The organism is Pseudomonas sp. NFACC25 (assembly GCF_900100935.1).
Classification (GTDB): Bacteria; Pseudomonadota; Gammaproteobacteria; order Pseudomonadales; family Pseudomonadaceae; genus Aquipseudomonas; species Aquipseudomonas marginalis.
Genome location: NZ_FMUC01000001.1, coordinates 812,849 through 827,840 on the forward strand (window position 1 = coordinate 812,849; position 14,992 = coordinate 827,840).

Below are 14,992 nucleotides of genomic sequence, written 5' to 3' on the forward strand. Positions count from 1 at the left end.
TTCTCCAATCTTGTCGTTATTCAGGGAGGCGTGTTCGTCACTTTTTCGCGGCGAACAGCGCGTCAAGCTTCTGCTCGAAGGTGTGGTAGTCGATGCGATCGTAAAGCTCCATGCGGGTTTGCATGGTGTCGATCACGTTCTGTTGAGTGCCGTCGCGACGGATCGCGGTGTAGACGTTCTCGGCGGCCTTGTTCATGGCACGGAAGGCGGACAGCGGGTACAGCACGATGGAAACATCGGCAGATTTCAACTGTTCAGTGGTGTACAGCGGCGTGGCGCCGAACTCGGTGATGTTGGCCAGGATCGGCGCCTTCACACGGGCGGCGAACAGTTTGTACATCTCAAGCTCGGTAATGGCTTCCGGGAACACCATGTCGGCGCCGGCTTCGATGCAGGCGGCGGCACGCTCCAGGGCGGACTCCAGGCCTTCCACGGCCAGGGCATCGGTGCGCGCCATGATCACGAAGCTGTCATCGGTGCGCGCGTCCACGGCGGCCTTGATGCGGTCGACCATTTCCTGCTGGGACACGATCTCTTTGTTCGGACGATGGCCGCAGCGCTTGGCGCCGACCTGGTCCTCGATATGAATCGCGGCCGCGCCGAACTTGATCATCGATTTGACCGTGCGCGCGACGTTGAACGCCGAGGAGCCGAAGCCGGTGTCCACGTCCACCAGCAGCGGCAGGTCGCAGACGTCGGTGATACGGCGCACGTCGGTGAGTACGTCATCCAGGCCGGTGATGCCCAGGTCCGGCACGCCGAGGGAACCGGCCGCCACGCCGCCGCCCGACAGGTAGATCGCCTTGAAGCCGGCGCGCTTGGCCAGCAGCGCATGGTTGGCGTTGATCGCACCGACCACCTGCAAGGGATGCTCGCTGGCGACCGCGTCACGGAAACGCTGGCCGGGTGTGCTTTTATTGTTCGAACTCATGACTCACCTCTATCAGGGGCGCCGCCTGGGAAATGACGGGCAATATTGCGTTTGGAAGCACCGATATGCCGGCGCATCAACAACTCGGCCAGTTCACCGTCGCGATCGGCAATCGCATCAAGAATGCGGTGATGCTCGGCAAAGGCCTGGCGTGGACGATTGGGGGTGGCGGAGAACTGGATGCGGTACATGCGCACCAGTTGGTACAGCTCGCCGCAGAGCATTTGGGTCAGGGTGCGGTTGCCGGCGCCTTGAATTATCCGGTAATGAAAATCGAAGTCGCCTTCCTGCTGGTAGTAGCCAAGGCCCGCCTGGAACGCTTCGTCGCGCTCATGGGTGTGCAGCACCTGGCGCAGCTCTTCGATTTCCGCGTCGGTCATGCGCTCGGCGGCCAGGCGACAGGCCATGCCTTCCAGGGACTCGCGGATTTCATACAGTTCAACCAGCTCGGCGTGGCTCAAGGACACGACCCGGGCGCCCACATGGGGCACGCGCACCAGCAGGCGCTGGCCTTCCAGGCGGTGGATCGCCTCGCGCAGCGGGCCACGGCTGATGCCGTAGGTGCGGGCCAGTTCCGGCTCGGAAATCTTGCTGCCGGGCGCGATCTCACCCTTGACGATGGCGGCCTGGATGCGTCGGAAGACGTTCTCGGACATCGTTTGGGATTCGTCCGACGCCATTATCGGAGCTTCTGATTGACCCAGCATATTGTCGACACCTTTGAAAGCAATGCGGCAAAAACTAGCCAATAAACCGCGACCAGTCAAAGAATAAATCGATATTGTCGACAATCATCTAATAATCCCGGCTGTATCCCCTCAGGGCATGGCCGGCTGCCAGCGCTGGCGCCAGAAAAGCATCATGTTAGAATGCCCGCCGCATTTGCCTGACATCACTTGATGAAACGGCGCACGAAGGGAGCTTGCGCAGCAATGCCAGTCGCCTTGAATTGAACATCGCACTGCACCGCCTCAGGATCTATGAGACTCAAGCCCTTCCCCCTGTTGTTTTGCCTATTGTCCATACCGAGCCTTGGCGCTGCCGCCGAGAAGACGGTGTATGGCCTCAATGAATACGCGCAATTGGCCGGCATCGACCTGGAAGTAGCCGCCAAGCTCGACACCGGCGCCAAGACCGCCTCCCTCAGCGCCCGTGACATCAAGCGTTTCAAGCGCAACGGCGAATCCTGGGTGCGCTTCTACCTGGCCATCGACACCGCCCATTCCCATCCCATCGAACGCCCCCTGGCCCGCGTCAGCAAGATCAAGCGTCGCGCCGGCGACTACGACCCCGATGAGGACAAGAACTACACCGCCCGTCCTGTGATTGCCCTGGATATCTGCATGGGCACCGCTTTACGCAGCATCGAAGTGAACTTGACTGACCGCAGCGCTTTCCAATACCCGCTGCTGATCGGCTCCGAAGCGCTCAAACGCTTTGATGCGCTGGTCGACCCCAGTCTTAAATACGCAGCAGGCAAACCTGCCTGCGCCGCCGACGCTCATACCGCCGAGTAAACCGAATGCGCGCTCTAACCCTGCACCTGAGAATCCTGATCGCCATCCTGGTGGTGTTGGGTATTTCGGTCACCGCCTACCAGATCTTCGTGCTGGGCATTCCCGTCACCGAGGACGCCACCGACGACCTGTGGAACATCGACGCCAAGGTCGAGTTCGTCGCCAACCCCAAGGACCCGGTGAAGATCCAGATGTTCGTGCCGCCCTTGAGCCGCGACTTCGTCAGCCTTAATGAGAGCTTTATCTCGAATAACTACGGGGTGAGCGTCAACCGCATCGACGGCAACCGCAAGGTCACCTGGTCGGCACGCCGCGCCAAGGGCAACCAGACCCTGTATTACCGCCTGGTGCTGACCAAGCGCTACAGCGGCGAAAAAACCAAGATCAAGGGCCCGACCTTCCGCGACAGCATTGCCGTGGAAGGCCCGGAAAAAATCGCCGCCGAAGCCCTGCTGGCGCCGATCCGCCAGCATTCGGCCGACGTCGAGACCTTTATCACCGAGGCCATCAAGCGCACCAACAACCTCAACGACGACAACGTGAAGCTGTTGCTGGCCGGCGACCCGTCGACGCCGCACAAGGCCAAGATCGTCGAGCTGCTGCTGTCCATCGCCCACGTGCCGGTGGAAAAGGTCCACACCATCCGCCTGGTGGCCGACCAGCCGCAAACCCCGGAACTGTGGCTGCGCAGCTTCAATGGCAACGACTGGCTGTACTTCAACCCGGAAACCGGCGAACAGGGCCTGCCCGCCGACCGCCTGCTGTGGTGGACCGGCGATGAAAACCTGATCACCGTCGATGGCGGCAAGAAAGCCATGGTCACCTTCAGCCTCAATAACAGCGAAATGAACGCCATTCGCCTGGCCAAGCTGACCGACGAGAACACCGACGCCAACTTCCTCGAATACTCGCTGTACGGCCTGCCGCTGCAAACCCAGCAGACCTTCATGATCATGGTGATGATCCCGATTGGGGTGCTGGTGATCCTGATCCTGCGCAACCTGATCGGCCTGCAGACCCTCGGCACCTTTACCCCGGTACTGATTGCCCTGGCGTTCCGCGAGACGCAGCTGGGCTTCGGGATTGTGCTGTTCACGATTATCACCGCGCTCGGCCTGTCCCTCAGGTCGTACCTGGAACACCTGAAGCTGCAGATGCTGCCCAGGTTGTCGGTGGTGCTGACCTTCGTGGTGGTGCTGATCGCCGCCATCAGCCTGTTCAGCCACAAGCTGGGGCTGGAGCGCGGGCTGTCGGTGGCGCTGTTCCCGATGGTGATCCTGACCATGACCATCGAACGCCTGTCGATCACCTGGGAAGAGCGCGGCGCCAGCCATGCCATGAAAGTCGCGATTGGTACGCTGTTCGCCGCGTCCCTGGCGCACATCATCATGAGCGTGCCGGAGCTGATCTACTTCGTATTCACCTTCCCGGCGATCCTGCTGATCCTGGTGGGCTTCATGCTGGCAATGGGCCGCTATCGTGGCTACCGCCTGACCGAGCTGGTGCGATTCAAGGCCTTCCTCAAGGCTGACTCGTAATGTTCGGCTTCTGGAAGACCTGGAAGGCCCTGGAAGCGCGGGGGATCATGGGCATCAACCGGCGCAATGCCGACTACGTGCTCAAGTACAACAAGCGCAGCCTGTATCCGATCGTGGATGACAAGATCATCACCAAGGAGCGGGCCATCGCCGCCGGCATCCATGTGCCGGAAATGTACGGGGTGATCTCCACCGAGAAGGAAATCGACAAGCTCGACGAGATCATCGGTGGGCGCAGCGACTTCGTGATCAAGCCGGCCCAGGGCGCCGGCGGCGACGGCATCCTGGTGGTGGCGGACCGTTTCGAGGGGCGCTATCGCACGGTGTCGGGCAAGATCATCAGCCATGAAGAGATCGAGCACCAGATTTCCAGCATCCTCACCGGCCTGTACTCCCTGGGGGGCCACCGCGACCGTGCGCTGATCGAGTACCGCGTAGTGCCTGACCAGATCTTCAAGAGCATCAGCTACGAAGGCGTACCGGATATCCGCATCATCGTGCTGATGGGCTACCCGGTGATGGCGATGCTGCGCTTGCCGACCCGCCAGTCGGGCGGCAAGGCCAACCTGCACCAGGGCGCGATCGGCGTGGGCGTCGACCTCGCCACCGGCCTGACCCTGCGCGGTACCTGGCTGAACAACATCATCACCAAGCACCCCGACACCACCAACGCGGTGGATGGCGTGCAACTGCCCAACTGGGACGGGTTCATGAAGCTCGCGGCCGGCTGCTACGAGCTGTGCGGGCTGGGGTATATCGGCGTGGACATGGTGCTCGACCAGGAAAAGGGCCCGCTGATCCTGGAGCTGAATGCGCGGCCGGGGCTGAATATCCAGATCGCCAACGACTGCGGCCTGACCTTGCGCACCCATGCGGTGGAGGCGCGACTGGAAGAACTGAAAGCCGCCGGCGTGACGGAAACTCCGGAAGAGCGGGTGAAGTTCGTGCAGGAGATGTTCGGGCATATTCCCCCCGTGGAAGGCTGATCCGGTCTTCGAACTGTCTATCCCCGACATCCCCCCTAGGAGCAAATCCTACGGGGGACTACAATCCCTCTCCCCCCGCGCCATTGGCTGATCCAACCCCGCATGTCGACCTGCTCCGTACACCCATTGCCCTACCGGGCCAACCCCGCCGAGTATTTTGCGGCGATTCGCCACGCTCCCGGCGCGGTCCTGCTCGACAGCGGCCGCCCGGCGGCCGAGCGTGGGCGTTACGATCTGCTCAGCGCCTGGCCCGACGCAACCTTGACGGTAGCGCCTGACGAAAGCGGCGCTGCTTTCCTGCAACGCTTGCGGGAAAACCTGACGCGACTGGGTGAAGCCACAATTCCTGCCGGTTTGCAGTTGCCGTTCGCCGGTGGCTTGATCGGCTACCTGAGCTACGACTTCGGTCGGCACCTGGAGCCCATGCCGCACCTGGCGGTGGATGACCTGCACCTGCCGGACGCGCGCTTCGGGCTGTACGCCTGGGCACTGATCAGTGACCACCAGGCCCGGAGCAGCCAACTGGTGTTTCACCCCTCGCTGGCAGACAGCGAACGGCAACGGCTGATCGCGTTGTTCAGCCATGGGGCGGTCGACACCTCTGCGACGTTCAAACTCCAGGGCCCGATGGCCCCCGACCTCAGTGCCGAGGCCTACCGCCTGGCCATCGTGCGGATCCAGGATTACATCCAGGCGGGCGACTGCTACCAGGTCAACTTCGCCCAGCGTTTCCGCGCGCCGTGCCTGGGTGATCCCTGGGCCGCCTACTGCGCGTTGCGCGAAGCCTGCCCGACGCCGTTTTCCGGGTTCCAGCGCCTGCCGGACGACGGCGCAGTGCTGAGCCTGTCGCCGGAGCGTTTCGTGCGCATCAGCGAGCGCCACGTCGAGACCCGCCCGATCAAAGGCACCCGCCCCCGCGGCCTTACGCCGGAAGAAGACGCGGCGAATGCCGACGAACTGCTGGCCAGCCCCAAGGACCGCGCCGAGAACCTGATGATCGTCGACCTGCTGCGCAACGACCTCGGCCGCACGTGCCGCACCGGCTCGGTCAATGTGCCGGAATTGTTCAGTCTGGAAAGCTACCCCAATGTGCACCACCTGGTCAGCAGCGTGACCGGCACGTTGGCCGACGACAAAGATGCCCTCGACCTGATCGCCGGCAGCTTCCCCGGCGGCTCGATCACCGGCGCGCCGAAGATTCGCGCGATGCAGATCATCGACGAACTGGAGCCCACACGCCGTGGGCTGTACTGCGGTTCGCTGGTGTACCTGGATGTGCGCGGCGAGATGGACAGCTCCATCGCCATCCGCAGTTTGCTGGTCAAGGATGGCCAGGTGTGCTGCTGGGGCGGCGGCGGGATTGTCGCGGATTCGCAGTGGGAGGCGGAGTACCAGGAGTCGCTGACGAAGGTGCGGGTGTTGTTACAAACGCTGGAAAGCCTGTAGCGCACAGTGCCTTCCTGGCTCTCAGACGCAGCGCCGGGCAGTAGAAAAAACCTGAATCAGAACCGCAGTAGACGTAGTTGAACGTCGGAAGATAGCGTCCGGCTTCAACCGTCCACCCGCCGTCTGTGAAGGATCACATGAAGCGACTGCCTACCCGTCAGGAAATATTTCCGAGATTGCGCCCCCTCTCAACCGCGCCTATCATCTCCCAAATTGGGAGGCTGCAGCGATGCGGATAATCGCCCTCTCGACCTTACGAATATTCTGGGAAAGCCAACCCGCCTATATCGATGCAAAGGCACCGCTTATTGAACTGTATCGCCATATGGAAAAGGCCATTTACCCGACGCCACAAGCACTCAAGGCAGCGCTCAGGACCGCGAGCATTCTCAAAGGTGGCAGGGTTGTATTCAACGTGGGCGGCAACAAATATCGAGTGATCATGGCGATCGATTACCAGCGACAGCTTGGGTTCATACGGTTCGTAGGGACTCATGCGCAGTACGACCAGATCAACGCGGAGACCGTGTAATGAACATCAAACCCATACACTCCCAGGAAGACCTCACTGCGGCACTCACGCGGGTGCAGCAGCTCTGGGGAGCGGACATCGGCTCGACTGAAGGCGATGAGCTGGAAATTCTTGCAGTACTCATTGATAAGTACGAAGCCGAACATTACCCAATGCCACCCTCGGATCCGGTGGAAGCCATTAAATTTCGCATGGAGCAACTGGGCATGACTGCCCGCGACCTGGAGCCATTTATCGGCACCAGCGGACGGGTGTCAGAGGTGTTGAACCACAAGCGCAAGCTGAGCCTGTCGATGATCAAGCGGCTGCATGAAGGCTTGAGTATTCCTTATGAGCGGTTGCTTGCAGAGGGCTGACAGGAACATAGGCAGTGGCTTTACCCGCCCCATCAGCCCGGCCGAAAAAATTAAAGGCTCAACGGCCGATTCGAAGCCTTGATGAATTCCTTCTTCAAATCTTCAAACGTATGCACCGCCGGGAATTGCGGGAACTCGCGGATCACGTTCTCCGGCGCATGGAACAGAATCCCACGGTCGGCCTCGCCCAACATGGTGGTGTCGTTGTAGGAGTCGCCCGCGGCGATCACGCGGTAGTAGAGGGTCTTGAACGCCAATACCGACTGGCGCTTGGGGTCTTTCTGGCGCAGTTGGTAGCTGACCACGCGGTCGTTTTCGTCGGTGATGAGACGGTGGCACAACAAGGTCGGGAAGCCCAGCTGGCGCATCAGCGGCTGGGAGAATTCGTAGAAGGTGTCGGACAGGATCACCACTTGGAAGCGCTCGCGCAGCCAGTTGACGAACTCGATGGCACCGTCCAGCGGCTTGAGGGTGGCGATCACTTCCTGGATGTCGGCGAGCTTGAGCCCGTGTTCGTCGAGGATGCGCAGGCGCTGCTTCATCAGCACGTCGTAGTCGGGAATGTCCCGGGTGGTGGCCCGCAGGGATTCAATGCCGGTTTTTTCGGCGAAGGCGATCCAGATTTCCGGCACCAGCACCCCTTCCAGGTCGAGACAGGCAATTTCCACAAGACACTCCCATTAGATGTTGTTAGTTGAGCGAGCAAAAGGACTGCCGAACTCTAGCGATTCAAGCCCGCCGCCGCAACGCAGGGCGGATTTTGATACCATCGCTCCCCTATAGAGCGCTCAGCGCCATTGACCTGTAGGAACCGTCCTGATGAACCAAGCCTTCGACGTCGTTGAACTCGCCACGACTTATGCCAACAAGTCTGCCCAGGACATTCTCAAGCTGGCGTTCAGCCAGTTCGGTGATGACCTGTGGATTTCCTTCAGCGGCGCCGAGGATGTGGTGCTGGTGGACATGGCCTGGAAGCTGAACAAGAACGTCAAGGTGTTCAGCCTCGACACCGGTCGCCTGCACCCGGAGACCTACCGGTTTATCGAACAGGTGCGCGACTTCTACAAGATCGACATTGAACTGATCTCGCCGGACCAGAGCAAGCTGGAACCCTTCGTCAAGGAGAAAGGCCTGTTCAGCTTCTACAAGGACGGCCATGGTGAATGCTGCGGCGTGCGCAAGATCGAGCCGCTGCGCCGCAAGCTTTCCGGCGTCAGCGCCTGGGCCACCGGCCAACGCCGCGACCAGAGCCCAGGTACCCGCAGCCAGGTGGCGGCGCTGGAAATCGACACGGCCTTCTCCACCCCGGAACGTACCCTGTACAAGTTCAACCCGCTGGCGCAGATGACCAGCGAGGAGATCTGGGGTTACATCCGCATGCTGGAGCTGCCATACAACAGCCTGCATGAGCGCGGCTTTATCAGCATCGGCTGTGAGCCGTGCACCCGGCCTGTGCTGCCGAACCAGCACGAGCGCGAAGGGCGCTGGTGGTGGGAGGAAGCCACGCAGAAGGAATGCGGGCTGCATGCCGGGAATATCATCAGCAAGGCTTGAAGTTGATGCTGTAAAAAATGTGGGAGGGGGCTTGCCCCCGATAGCGGTGGGTCAGCCAGTTCAATAGTTGCTGACACACTGCAATCGGGGGCAAGCCCCCTCCCACATTTTGTCTTGTGCTGAATGTTAGAGATGTACACATAGATGTAACCATCGGTGCCATTTATGTGTGCAATTTCTCTTCAGCCGCACCATAACGTAACACCTCTCCCCTCCCGTCGATTGACCTGGCGAATCACAGGCTGACAGCGAAAAAATAAATAGCTGTTCAATCGGTCAATTTATATTTCTTCAAATTCAGCCAGTTATTTAACTAACCTATAAAAACGAAATTACCCAGAACTTTCATAGATCCAAAGCTGGCACGCATGTGGCTTAAGGTGAAATACGCTTTGTATACAATAAATACAAAACCTACATACACTTTGCCATCTGCAGCGCCCCGGCAGATGTGCTGGAGCCTGCCGGAATGCGTACAAGCCTCTCGAACAACATCGCACTGGATCTGCCCTCCTCCGCCCTGAACCCGGACGCCGCGAGCCCCGGCCCCCTGGTGCTCAGCCCGCGCCTGCACAACAAGGACCTGGCGCCCACCAAGATCGAAGGCCGACGCTGGGGGCGCTACAGCATCTTCGCGCTGTGGACCAATGACGTGCACAACATCGCCAACTATTCGTTCGCCATCGGTCTCTACGCGCTGGGCCTGGGCGGCTGGCAGATCCTGTTGTCCCTGGGCATCGGCGCGGCGCTGGTGTACTTCTTCATGAACCTGTCGGGGTATATGGGCCAGAAGACCGGCGTGCCGTTTCCGGTGATCAGCCGCATCAGCTTCGGCATTCACGGTGCGCAGATCCCGGCGTTGATCCGCGCGGTGATCGCGATTGCCTGGTTTGGTATACAGACGTACCTGGCGTCGGTGGTGTTCCGCGTACTGCTGACGGCGATTCATCCGGGCTTTGCCGACTATGACCACAACTCGATCCTGGGATTATCGACTCTGGGTTGGGCCTGTTTCGTGGCGATCTGGTTCGTGCAACTGGTGATCCTGGCTTATGGCATGGAGATGGTGCGCCGCTATGAAGGCTTCGCCGGACCGGTGATTCTGCTGACGGTGGCGGCGCTGGCCGGTTGGATGTACTTCCAGGCCGGCGGCAACATTGCCTGGTCGATCCGCGAACCGCTGAGCGGCGGCGAGATGTGGCGCAATATCTTTGCCGGTGGCGCGTTGTGGCTGGCGATCTATGGCACGCTGATCCTCAACTTCTGCGACTTCGCGCGCTCTTCGCCGTGCCGCAAGACCATCCTCGTCGGCAACTTCTGGGGCCTGCCGGTGAATATCCTGGTGTTTGCCGCCATCACTGTGCTGCTGTGCGGCGGGCAATTCCAACTCAATGGCCGAGTGATCGAAAGCCCGACTGAAATCATTGCAGCCATCCCCAATACCTTCTTTCTCGTGCTGGGCTGCCTGGCGTTCCTGATCGTCACCGTGGCGGTGAACATCATGGCCAACTTCGTCGCGCCGGCTTTTGTGCTGAGCAACCTGGCGCCCAAGTACCTGAACTTCCGCCGCGCCGGCTTGATCAGCGCCACCGTGGCCGTACTGATCCTGCCATGGAACCTCTACAACAGCCCGTTGGTGATCGTGTATTTCCTCTCCGGCCTGGGCGCGCTGCTGGGGCCGCTGTACGGGGTGATCATGGTCGATTACTGGCTGATTCGTAAAAGCCAGGTGGACGTGCCGCAGCTGTATAGCGAAAACCCGAATGGCGTTTATTACTACAGCCGTGGGGTGAATATGCGTGCCGTGGCGGCGTTTATTCCTGCAGCCGTGATCGCCATCCTGCTGGCGCTGTTGCCCGGATTTGCCAGCGTCTCACCGTTTTCCTGGTTGTTTGGCGCCGGTATTGCAGGGTTGCTGTACCTGCTGATCGCCAAGCGCCAGCCGTTCTACGCCGATGTCAGCGGCGAAAGCATTGCCGTCGATAACGTCAGTCACTGAGTAAGGACATTCCATGCGTATCCTTGTGGTCAACGTCAACACCACCGAATCCATCACTGAAACCATCGCTCAGCAGGCGCGGTCCGTGGCCTCGCCGGGCACCGAGATTGTCGGGCTCACGCCCTACTTCGGCGCGGAGTCGGTGGAGGGCAACTTTGAAAGCTACCTGGCCGCCATCGCCGTGATGGACCGGGTGATGGCCTACGACCAACCGTTCGATGCGGTGATCCAGGCCGGCTACGGCGAGCACGGCCGGGAAGGCTTGCAGGAATTGCTGAATGTGCCGGTGGTGGACATCACCGAAGCAGCAGCCAGCACCGCAATGTTCCTGGGCCACGCCTACTCCGTGGTGACCACCCTGGACCGCACCGTGCCGCTGATCGAAGACCGCCTGAAACTCGCCGGCCTGTACCAGCGCTGCGCCTCGGTGCGCGCCAGCGGCATGGCAGTGCTGGAACTGGAAGAAGACCCGCTGGCCGCCATGGAAGCCATCGTGCGCCAGGCGGAACTGGCCATCCGCGAGGACAAGGCCGAAGTGATCTGCCTGGGTTGCGGCGGCATGGCCGGGCTGGATGAGCAGATTCGCCAGCGCACCGGGGTGCCGGTGGTGGATGGGGTGACGGCGGCGGTGACCATTGCCGAATCCCTGGTGCGGCTGGGGTTGTCGACGTCGAAGATCCGCACTTACGCGACGCCACGCCCGAAGCAGGTGATTGGCTGGCCGACTCGGTTCGGCCGCTGACCGGCACCTGCTTTCAGATTGCGCTGAACCTCTGGCCCAGCTTCTTCTCGGCAAACTGCTCGATGATGAAATCCACAAACGCCCGGGTCTTGCCGGGCAGCAGTTTGTGCTCGGCGTAGTAGATGGAAATATTGCCGTCGTCGACACACCAGCCGGGCAACACGCGCACCACCGCGCCACTGTCGAGGAACGGCACGGCCATGGGCATGCTCACCAGCGCAATCCCCAGGCCCTGGGCGCTGGCACAGCAGGCGGCTTCGGAGTCGCTCATGGTCATGCCGGGCTTGAGCACCAGCGGGCGGTGTTCACGTTCGACACTGGTCAACTGCCAGGACCGGATACGCCCGGTTTGCGGCGAGCGGATCAGAATGCCCTTGCAGCGCGACAAGTCTTCGGGCTCGCGCACCGGCGGGCGCTGCGCCAGGTAACCCGGCGAGGCCACCAGCACCCGATGCGCCGGCGCCAGCTTGCGCGCCACCACCCCTTGGGGCAGCTCAAAACCGCCACCTATAGCGGCATCGAAGCCCTGGCCGATCAGGTCCACCTGGCGGTTATCGAAATGCCAGTCCGGGCTGATATCCGGAAAGCGCGCCATGAACGCCCCCAGCAACGGCACCACGTAGCGATTGCCAAACACCGTGCCCATGCTGACCTTGAGCGTGCCCACCGGCCGGCCTTCGGCGCTGGCCAGGTTAGCCACGGCATTCTGGATGGTGGTGAGGCTGCCACTGACTTCGGCCAGGAACAACTTGCCGGCTTCGGTCAGGGCCAGACGCCGGGTGCTGCGCTGGAACAGCCGCACGCCGAGGCGCACCTCCAGCTTGGCGACGCTTTTGCCGACCGCCGCCGGGGTCAGGCTCAGGTGCCGGGCGGCCTCGGCAAAGCTGCCACCTTCAGCGCTGCGCACGAAGCATTCGATACTGCCAAAGCTTTCCATAACGCCCCACTCTAAACTTTTGGTTTACACAGACTATAGCAATCACGGTCTACCGGCAGCGGCGAGCGAGGTCGATACTCGGCTCCAACAACAGGGCATTGCGCCTTGAATGACCAGGAGATCGACATGACCACACACAATCTCAGCGGCAAAGTCGCCTTGATCCAAGGCGGTTCCCGCGGCATCGGCGCCGCCATCGTCAAGCGCCTGGCCGCCCAGGGTGCAGCCGTTGCCTTTACCTACGTCAGCTCGGCCGCCAAGGCTGAAGCCCTGCAGCACAGCGTGATCAGCGAAGGCGGCAAAGCCCTGGCGATTCACGCCGACAGCGCCGATGCCACTGCGATCCGCAACGCGGTCAACGCCACCGTGGAAGCCTTTGGCCGCCTGGACATCCTGGTGAATAACGCCGGCGTGCTGGCCATCGCACCGCTGGAAGACTTCAAGCTGGAAGACTTCGACCAGACCCTGGCGATCAACGTACGCAGCGTGTTTATCGCCACCCAGGAAGCCGCCAGGCATATGGGTGAAGGTGGCCGGGTGATCAACATCGGCAGCACCAATGCCGAACGCATGCCGTTTGGCGGTGGTGGCCCGTACGCAATGAGCAAGGCGGCGCTGGTCGGTTTGACCAAGGGCCTGGCGCGGGATCTTGGGCCGCGTGGCATCACGATCAATAACGTGCAGCCTGGGCCGGTGGACACCGATATGAACCCGGCAAACAGTGATTTTGCCGAGAGCCTGATCGGGTTGATGGCGGTGGGACGTTACGGGCATGTGGAAGAGATTGCCAGTTTTGTGGCGTATCTGGCCGGGCCGGAAGCGGGGTATATCACCGGTGCCAGCCTGACTATCGATGGTGGGTTCAGCGCATAACCCAATGTGGGAGCGGCTTGCCCCCTCCCACAGGTTGACCTTGTTGGTTCAGGCGATGGGCGGCAGGCCATAGGCCGCCAGGTCGAAATCCGCAAGCTTGCGGATGATCTGGTCGGCATGCTGGTACTTGCTGTCGGCCATGGCCTCATCGGGCACGGCGATGGCGGTCATATGGGCGGCCTTCGCCGCCGTCACACCAAACGGCGAGTCTTCGAACACCAGGCAATCCTCGGGCGCAACGCCCAGGCGGCGAGCAGCAGTAAGGAAGATGTCCGGCGCAGGCTTGGCGGCGCCGACTTCCGGGTCGTCAGCGGTGACGATGGTGTCGAACAAACCAAACCACTCGCGGTGCAGGGTAGTCTTGTGGCCAAACGAATTGCGCGACGAACTGGTGCCCACGCCAATCGGTATGTTGTGCGCCTTCAAGTGCCGCACCAGCGCCTCCGCGCCGGGCATGCCCAAGGCCTTGGGAAAGCGCTCGCTCATCAGCGGCTCGCGAATCTCGAGGAATTCAGCCGGGGTAATCGGCAGGTCCAGCGCCTTGACCACATAGTCGGCCAAATCCTGGGCGCCGCGCCCGATGATGTGCTGCTTGATGCCCCAGTCGTAGGTTCGTCCGTAGCGTTCAGCGATGATCTGCGTGACTTCGGTGTAGATGCCTTCCGTATCCAGCAATAACCCGTCCATATCGAAAATCACGGCCTTGATCGGACCGACTGCGGTACGCGGTGCATTCATCACTACAAACCCTGGAGGAAGGACTAAATGGATTCAGCACAATAACGGCCTGGGTTGCCTGCAAGCAACCTTCGCGGCCAGGTATTGAGTCGGCACACACCTGCAATCTGTGTGCGATCAGTGATTCATACCGCGCAACAGTTTTACCCGCTCGCGTGCCATGCGGCCGTCTAGGGTTTGTAGGAACAGAGCGTTCGGCCGATAGCTCTCCTCTGAAAAATACCCCTTGCAAACCTTATAAAAGACTTATTAACTTCTGATGAACTCAATCCACTGGACCCGAAAAGCCGTCAAGCAATTGCTTCGATTGCATTCGTATCATCAGCAACAAGTGCGTGATGCCGTCTTCGTACTTGAACGCATGCCCGACGCAGTCAACGTCAAGGCGTTGGTCAACCACCCCTGCGGTTACCGATTAAGGGTCGGGAGTTACCGAGTCCTTTTCGACTGGGACGGCAATATCCAGGTAGTCAGCATTCAAGAGGTCAAGAAACGTGACGAGCGAACCTACTGCCATACAGATCATCCACAATACGGAGGGCAAGCCAGCGTTCGTGGTGATCCCTTATGAACACTATCTGGCCCGGCAGAACGATCCAAACCTCATCCCCCACGCGGTCGTCAGCCGCCTGGTAGATGGAGCCACTCCGATCCGAGCCTGGCGCGAACACCTGAACCTGACCCAGGAAGAAGTCGCCCTACGCCTGGGGATTTCCCAATCCGCATTTGCCCAGCAAGAGGCGGTGAACAAACCTCGCCGGACGACGCGGGAAAAGATTGCCAAGGCATTTGGCATTAACGCCGTTCAACTGGAGCTATAGCCTCAAACGGGACAGTCCGCGC

The 14,992-nt window shown here is 60.8% G+C and carries 16 protein-coding genes and 1 pseudogene; 12 read left to right on the forward strand and 5 right to left on the reverse strand.

Features of this window, described 5'->3' with window-relative positions; all coding sequences use genetic code 11:
- Window positions 1-37: 37 nt before the first annotated feature.
- Together prpB and BLQ09_RS03840 are read right to left on the reverse strand one after the other, a co-directional pair.
- Entirely contained in the window at window positions 38-931 is an 894-nt protein-coding gene (gene prpB / locus BLQ09_RS03835) for a methylisocitrate lyase (RefSeq protein WP_027603670.1), read from the reverse strand.
- Entirely contained in the window at window positions 928-1,638 is a 711-nt protein-coding gene (locus BLQ09_RS03840) for a GntR family transcriptional regulator (protein ID WP_092355424.1), read from the reverse strand. Before BLQ09_RS03840 ends, prpB begins: the two co-directional genes overlap by 4 nt.
- A 273-nt stretch (window positions 1,639-1,911) precedes the next feature.
- Here BLQ09_RS03840 and BLQ09_RS03845 point away from each other — a divergent pair, with 273 nt between their 5' ends.
- The 6 genes from BLQ09_RS03845 to BLQ09_RS03870 all read left to right on the forward strand — a co-directional run bounded on the left by BLQ09_RS03845 (window position 1,912) and on the right by BLQ09_RS03870 (window position 7,306).
- A complete protein-coding gene (locus BLQ09_RS03845) occupies window positions 1,912-2,448 on the forward strand; it encodes a retropepsin-like aspartic peptidase RloA (protein WP_027603668.1) in 537 nt (178 codons plus the stop codon).
- Between the two features lie 5 nt (window positions 2,449-2,453).
- Window positions 2,454-3,986 carry an osmotic stress tolerance membrane protein RloB gene (locus BLQ09_RS03850; protein ID WP_027603667.1) on the forward strand — a complete coding sequence of 511 codons (1,533 nt, stop codon included), beginning with the start codon at window positions 2,454-2,456 and terminating at the stop codon, window positions 3,984-3,986.
- Entirely contained in the window at window positions 3,986-4,972 is a 987-nt protein-coding gene (locus tag BLQ09_RS03855) for an alpha-L-glutamate ligase-like protein (RefSeq protein WP_027603666.1), read from the forward strand. The genes BLQ09_RS03850 and BLQ09_RS03855 overlap by 1 nt, the downstream gene beginning before the upstream one ends.
- A gap of 102 nt (window positions 4,973-5,074) precedes the next feature.
- Window positions 5,075-6,418: an aminodeoxychorismate synthase component I gene (gene pabB / locus BLQ09_RS03860; RefSeq protein ID WP_092355427.1), complete on the forward strand. Its 1,344-nt coding sequence runs from the start codon at window positions 5,075-5,077 to the stop codon at window positions 6,416-6,418.
- 229 nt (window positions 6,419-6,647) lie between these two features.
- Window positions 6,648-6,950: a type II toxin-antitoxin system HigB family toxin gene (locus BLQ09_RS03865; RefSeq protein ID WP_053132719.1), complete on the forward strand. Its 303-nt coding sequence runs from the start codon at window positions 6,648-6,650 to the stop codon at window positions 6,948-6,950.
- Window positions 6,950-7,306 (forward strand): helix-turn-helix domain-containing protein, encoded by a 357-nt coding sequence (locus BLQ09_RS03870; protein ID WP_092355430.1) that lies wholly within the window; start codon window positions 6,950-6,952, stop codon window positions 7,304-7,306. The genes BLQ09_RS03865 and BLQ09_RS03870 overlap by 1 nt, the downstream gene beginning before the upstream one ends.
- Before the next feature lie 50 nt (window positions 7,307-7,356).
- Here the strand turns inward: BLQ09_RS03870 and thrH are convergent, their stop codons facing one another.
- A complete protein-coding gene (gene thrH, locus BLQ09_RS03875; RefSeq protein ID WP_027603662.1) occupies window positions 7,357-7,974 on the reverse strand; it encodes a bifunctional phosphoserine phosphatase/homoserine phosphotransferase ThrH in 618 nt (205 codons plus the stop codon).
- Window positions 7,975-8,125: 151 nt separating this feature from the next.
- Between thrH and BLQ09_RS03880 the strand changes: the two genes are divergently transcribed.
- The 3 genes from BLQ09_RS03880 to BLQ09_RS03890 all read left to right on the forward strand — a co-directional run bounded on the left by BLQ09_RS03880 (window position 8,126) and on the right by BLQ09_RS03890 (window position 11,601).
- Entirely contained in the window at window positions 8,126-8,860 is a 735-nt protein-coding gene (locus BLQ09_RS03880) for a phosphoadenylyl-sulfate reductase (protein WP_027603661.1), read from the forward strand.
- Window positions 8,861-9,329: 469 nt separating this feature from the next.
- The gene (locus tag BLQ09_RS03885) at window positions 9,330-10,859 is read left to right on the forward strand and encodes an NCS1 family nucleobase:cation symporter-1 (RefSeq protein WP_027603660.1); all 1,530 of its coding nucleotides are present in this window, start codon (window positions 9,330-9,332) and stop codon (window positions 10,857-10,859) included.
- 13 nt (window positions 10,860-10,872) lie between these two features.
- The gene (locus tag BLQ09_RS03890; RefSeq protein ID WP_027603659.1) at window positions 10,873-11,601 is read left to right on the forward strand and encodes an aspartate/glutamate racemase family protein; all 729 of its coding nucleotides are present in this window, start codon (window positions 10,873-10,875) and stop codon (window positions 11,599-11,601) included.
- 13 nt (window positions 11,602-11,614) lie between these two features.
- Here the strand turns inward: BLQ09_RS03890 and BLQ09_RS03895 are convergent, their stop codons facing one another.
- Entirely contained in the window at window positions 11,615-12,538 is a 924-nt protein-coding gene (locus tag BLQ09_RS03895; protein ID WP_092355433.1) for a LysR family transcriptional regulator, read from the reverse strand.
- A 126-nt stretch (window positions 12,539-12,664) separates the two neighbouring features.
- Between BLQ09_RS03895 and BLQ09_RS03900 the strand changes: the two genes are divergently transcribed.
- Window positions 12,665-13,411 carry a 3-oxoacyl-ACP reductase family protein gene (locus BLQ09_RS03900; protein ID WP_027603657.1) on the forward strand — a complete coding sequence of 249 codons (747 nt, stop codon included), beginning with the start codon at window positions 12,665-12,667 and terminating at the stop codon, window positions 13,409-13,411.
- A gap of 48 nt (window positions 13,412-13,459) precedes the next feature.
- Here the strand turns inward: BLQ09_RS03900 and BLQ09_RS03905 are convergent, their stop codons facing one another.
- Window positions 13,460-14,149, reverse strand: coding sequence for an HAD-IA family hydrolase (locus tag BLQ09_RS03905; RefSeq protein WP_092355435.1), 690 nt, complete (start codon window positions 14,147-14,149; stop codon window positions 13,460-13,462).
- 259 nt (window positions 14,150-14,408) lie between these two features.
- Here BLQ09_RS03905 and BLQ09_RS03910 point away from each other — a divergent pair.
- Together BLQ09_RS03910 and BLQ09_RS03915 are read left to right on the forward strand one after the other, a co-directional pair.
- A pseudogene (locus tag BLQ09_RS03910) lies at window positions 14,409-14,660 on the forward strand (type II toxin-antitoxin system RelE/ParE family toxin); the annotation flags it as partial.
- Entirely contained in the window at window positions 14,644-14,970 is a 327-nt protein-coding gene (locus BLQ09_RS03915; RefSeq protein ID WP_092355438.1) for a helix-turn-helix domain-containing protein, read from the forward strand. The pseudogene BLQ09_RS03910 and the gene BLQ09_RS03915, both read left to right, overlap by 17 nt.
- Window positions 14,971-14,992 lie beyond the last annotated feature (22 nt).

Coding starts and splice junctions, on each gene's coding strand:
- BLQ09_RS03885 (WP_027603660.1), top strand. CDS start 9,330: ATGCGTACAAGCCTCTCGAACAACATCGCACTGGATCTGCCCTCCTCC.
- pabB (WP_092355427.1), top strand. CDS start 5,075: ATGTCGACCTGCTCCGTACACCCATTGCCCTACCGGGCCAACCCCGCC.
- prpB (WP_027603670.1), bottom strand. CDS start 931: ATGAGTTCGAACAATAAAAGCACACCCGGCCAGCGTTTCCGTGACGCG.
- BLQ09_RS03900 (WP_027603657.1), top strand. CDS start 12,665: ATGACCACACACAATCTCAGCGGCAAAGTCGCCTTGATCCAAGGCGGT.
- BLQ09_RS03850 (WP_027603667.1), top strand. CDS start 2,454: ATGCGCGCTCTAACCCTGCACCTGAGAATCCTGATCGCCATCCTGGTG.
- BLQ09_RS03855 (WP_027603666.1), top strand. CDS start 3,986: ATGTTCGGCTTCTGGAAGACCTGGAAGGCCCTGGAAGCGCGGGGGATC.
- BLQ09_RS03895 (WP_092355433.1), bottom strand. CDS start 12,538: ATGGAAAGCTTTGGCAGTATCGAATGCTTCGTGCGCAGCGCTGAAGGT.
- BLQ09_RS03845 (WP_027603668.1), top strand. CDS start 1,912: ATGAGACTCAAGCCCTTCCCCCTGTTGTTTTGCCTATTGTCCATACCG.
- BLQ09_RS03870 (WP_092355430.1), top strand. CDS start 6,950: ATGAACATCAAACCCATACACTCCCAGGAAGACCTCACTGCGGCACTC.
- BLQ09_RS03880 (WP_027603661.1), top strand. CDS start 8,126: ATGAACCAAGCCTTCGACGTCGTTGAACTCGCCACGACTTATGCCAAC.
- BLQ09_RS03865 (WP_053132719.1), top strand. CDS start 6,648: ATGCGGATAATCGCCCTCTCGACCTTACGAATATTCTGGGAAAGCCAA.
- BLQ09_RS03840 (WP_092355424.1), bottom strand. CDS start 1,638: ATGCTGGGTCAATCAGAAGCTCCGATAATGGCGTCGGACGAATCCCAA.
- BLQ09_RS03905 (WP_092355435.1), bottom strand. CDS start 14,149: ATGAATGCACCGCGTACCGCAGTCGGTCCGATCAAGGCCGTGATTTTC.
- BLQ09_RS03890 (WP_027603659.1), top strand. CDS start 10,873: ATGCGTATCCTTGTGGTCAACGTCAACACCACCGAATCCATCACTGAA.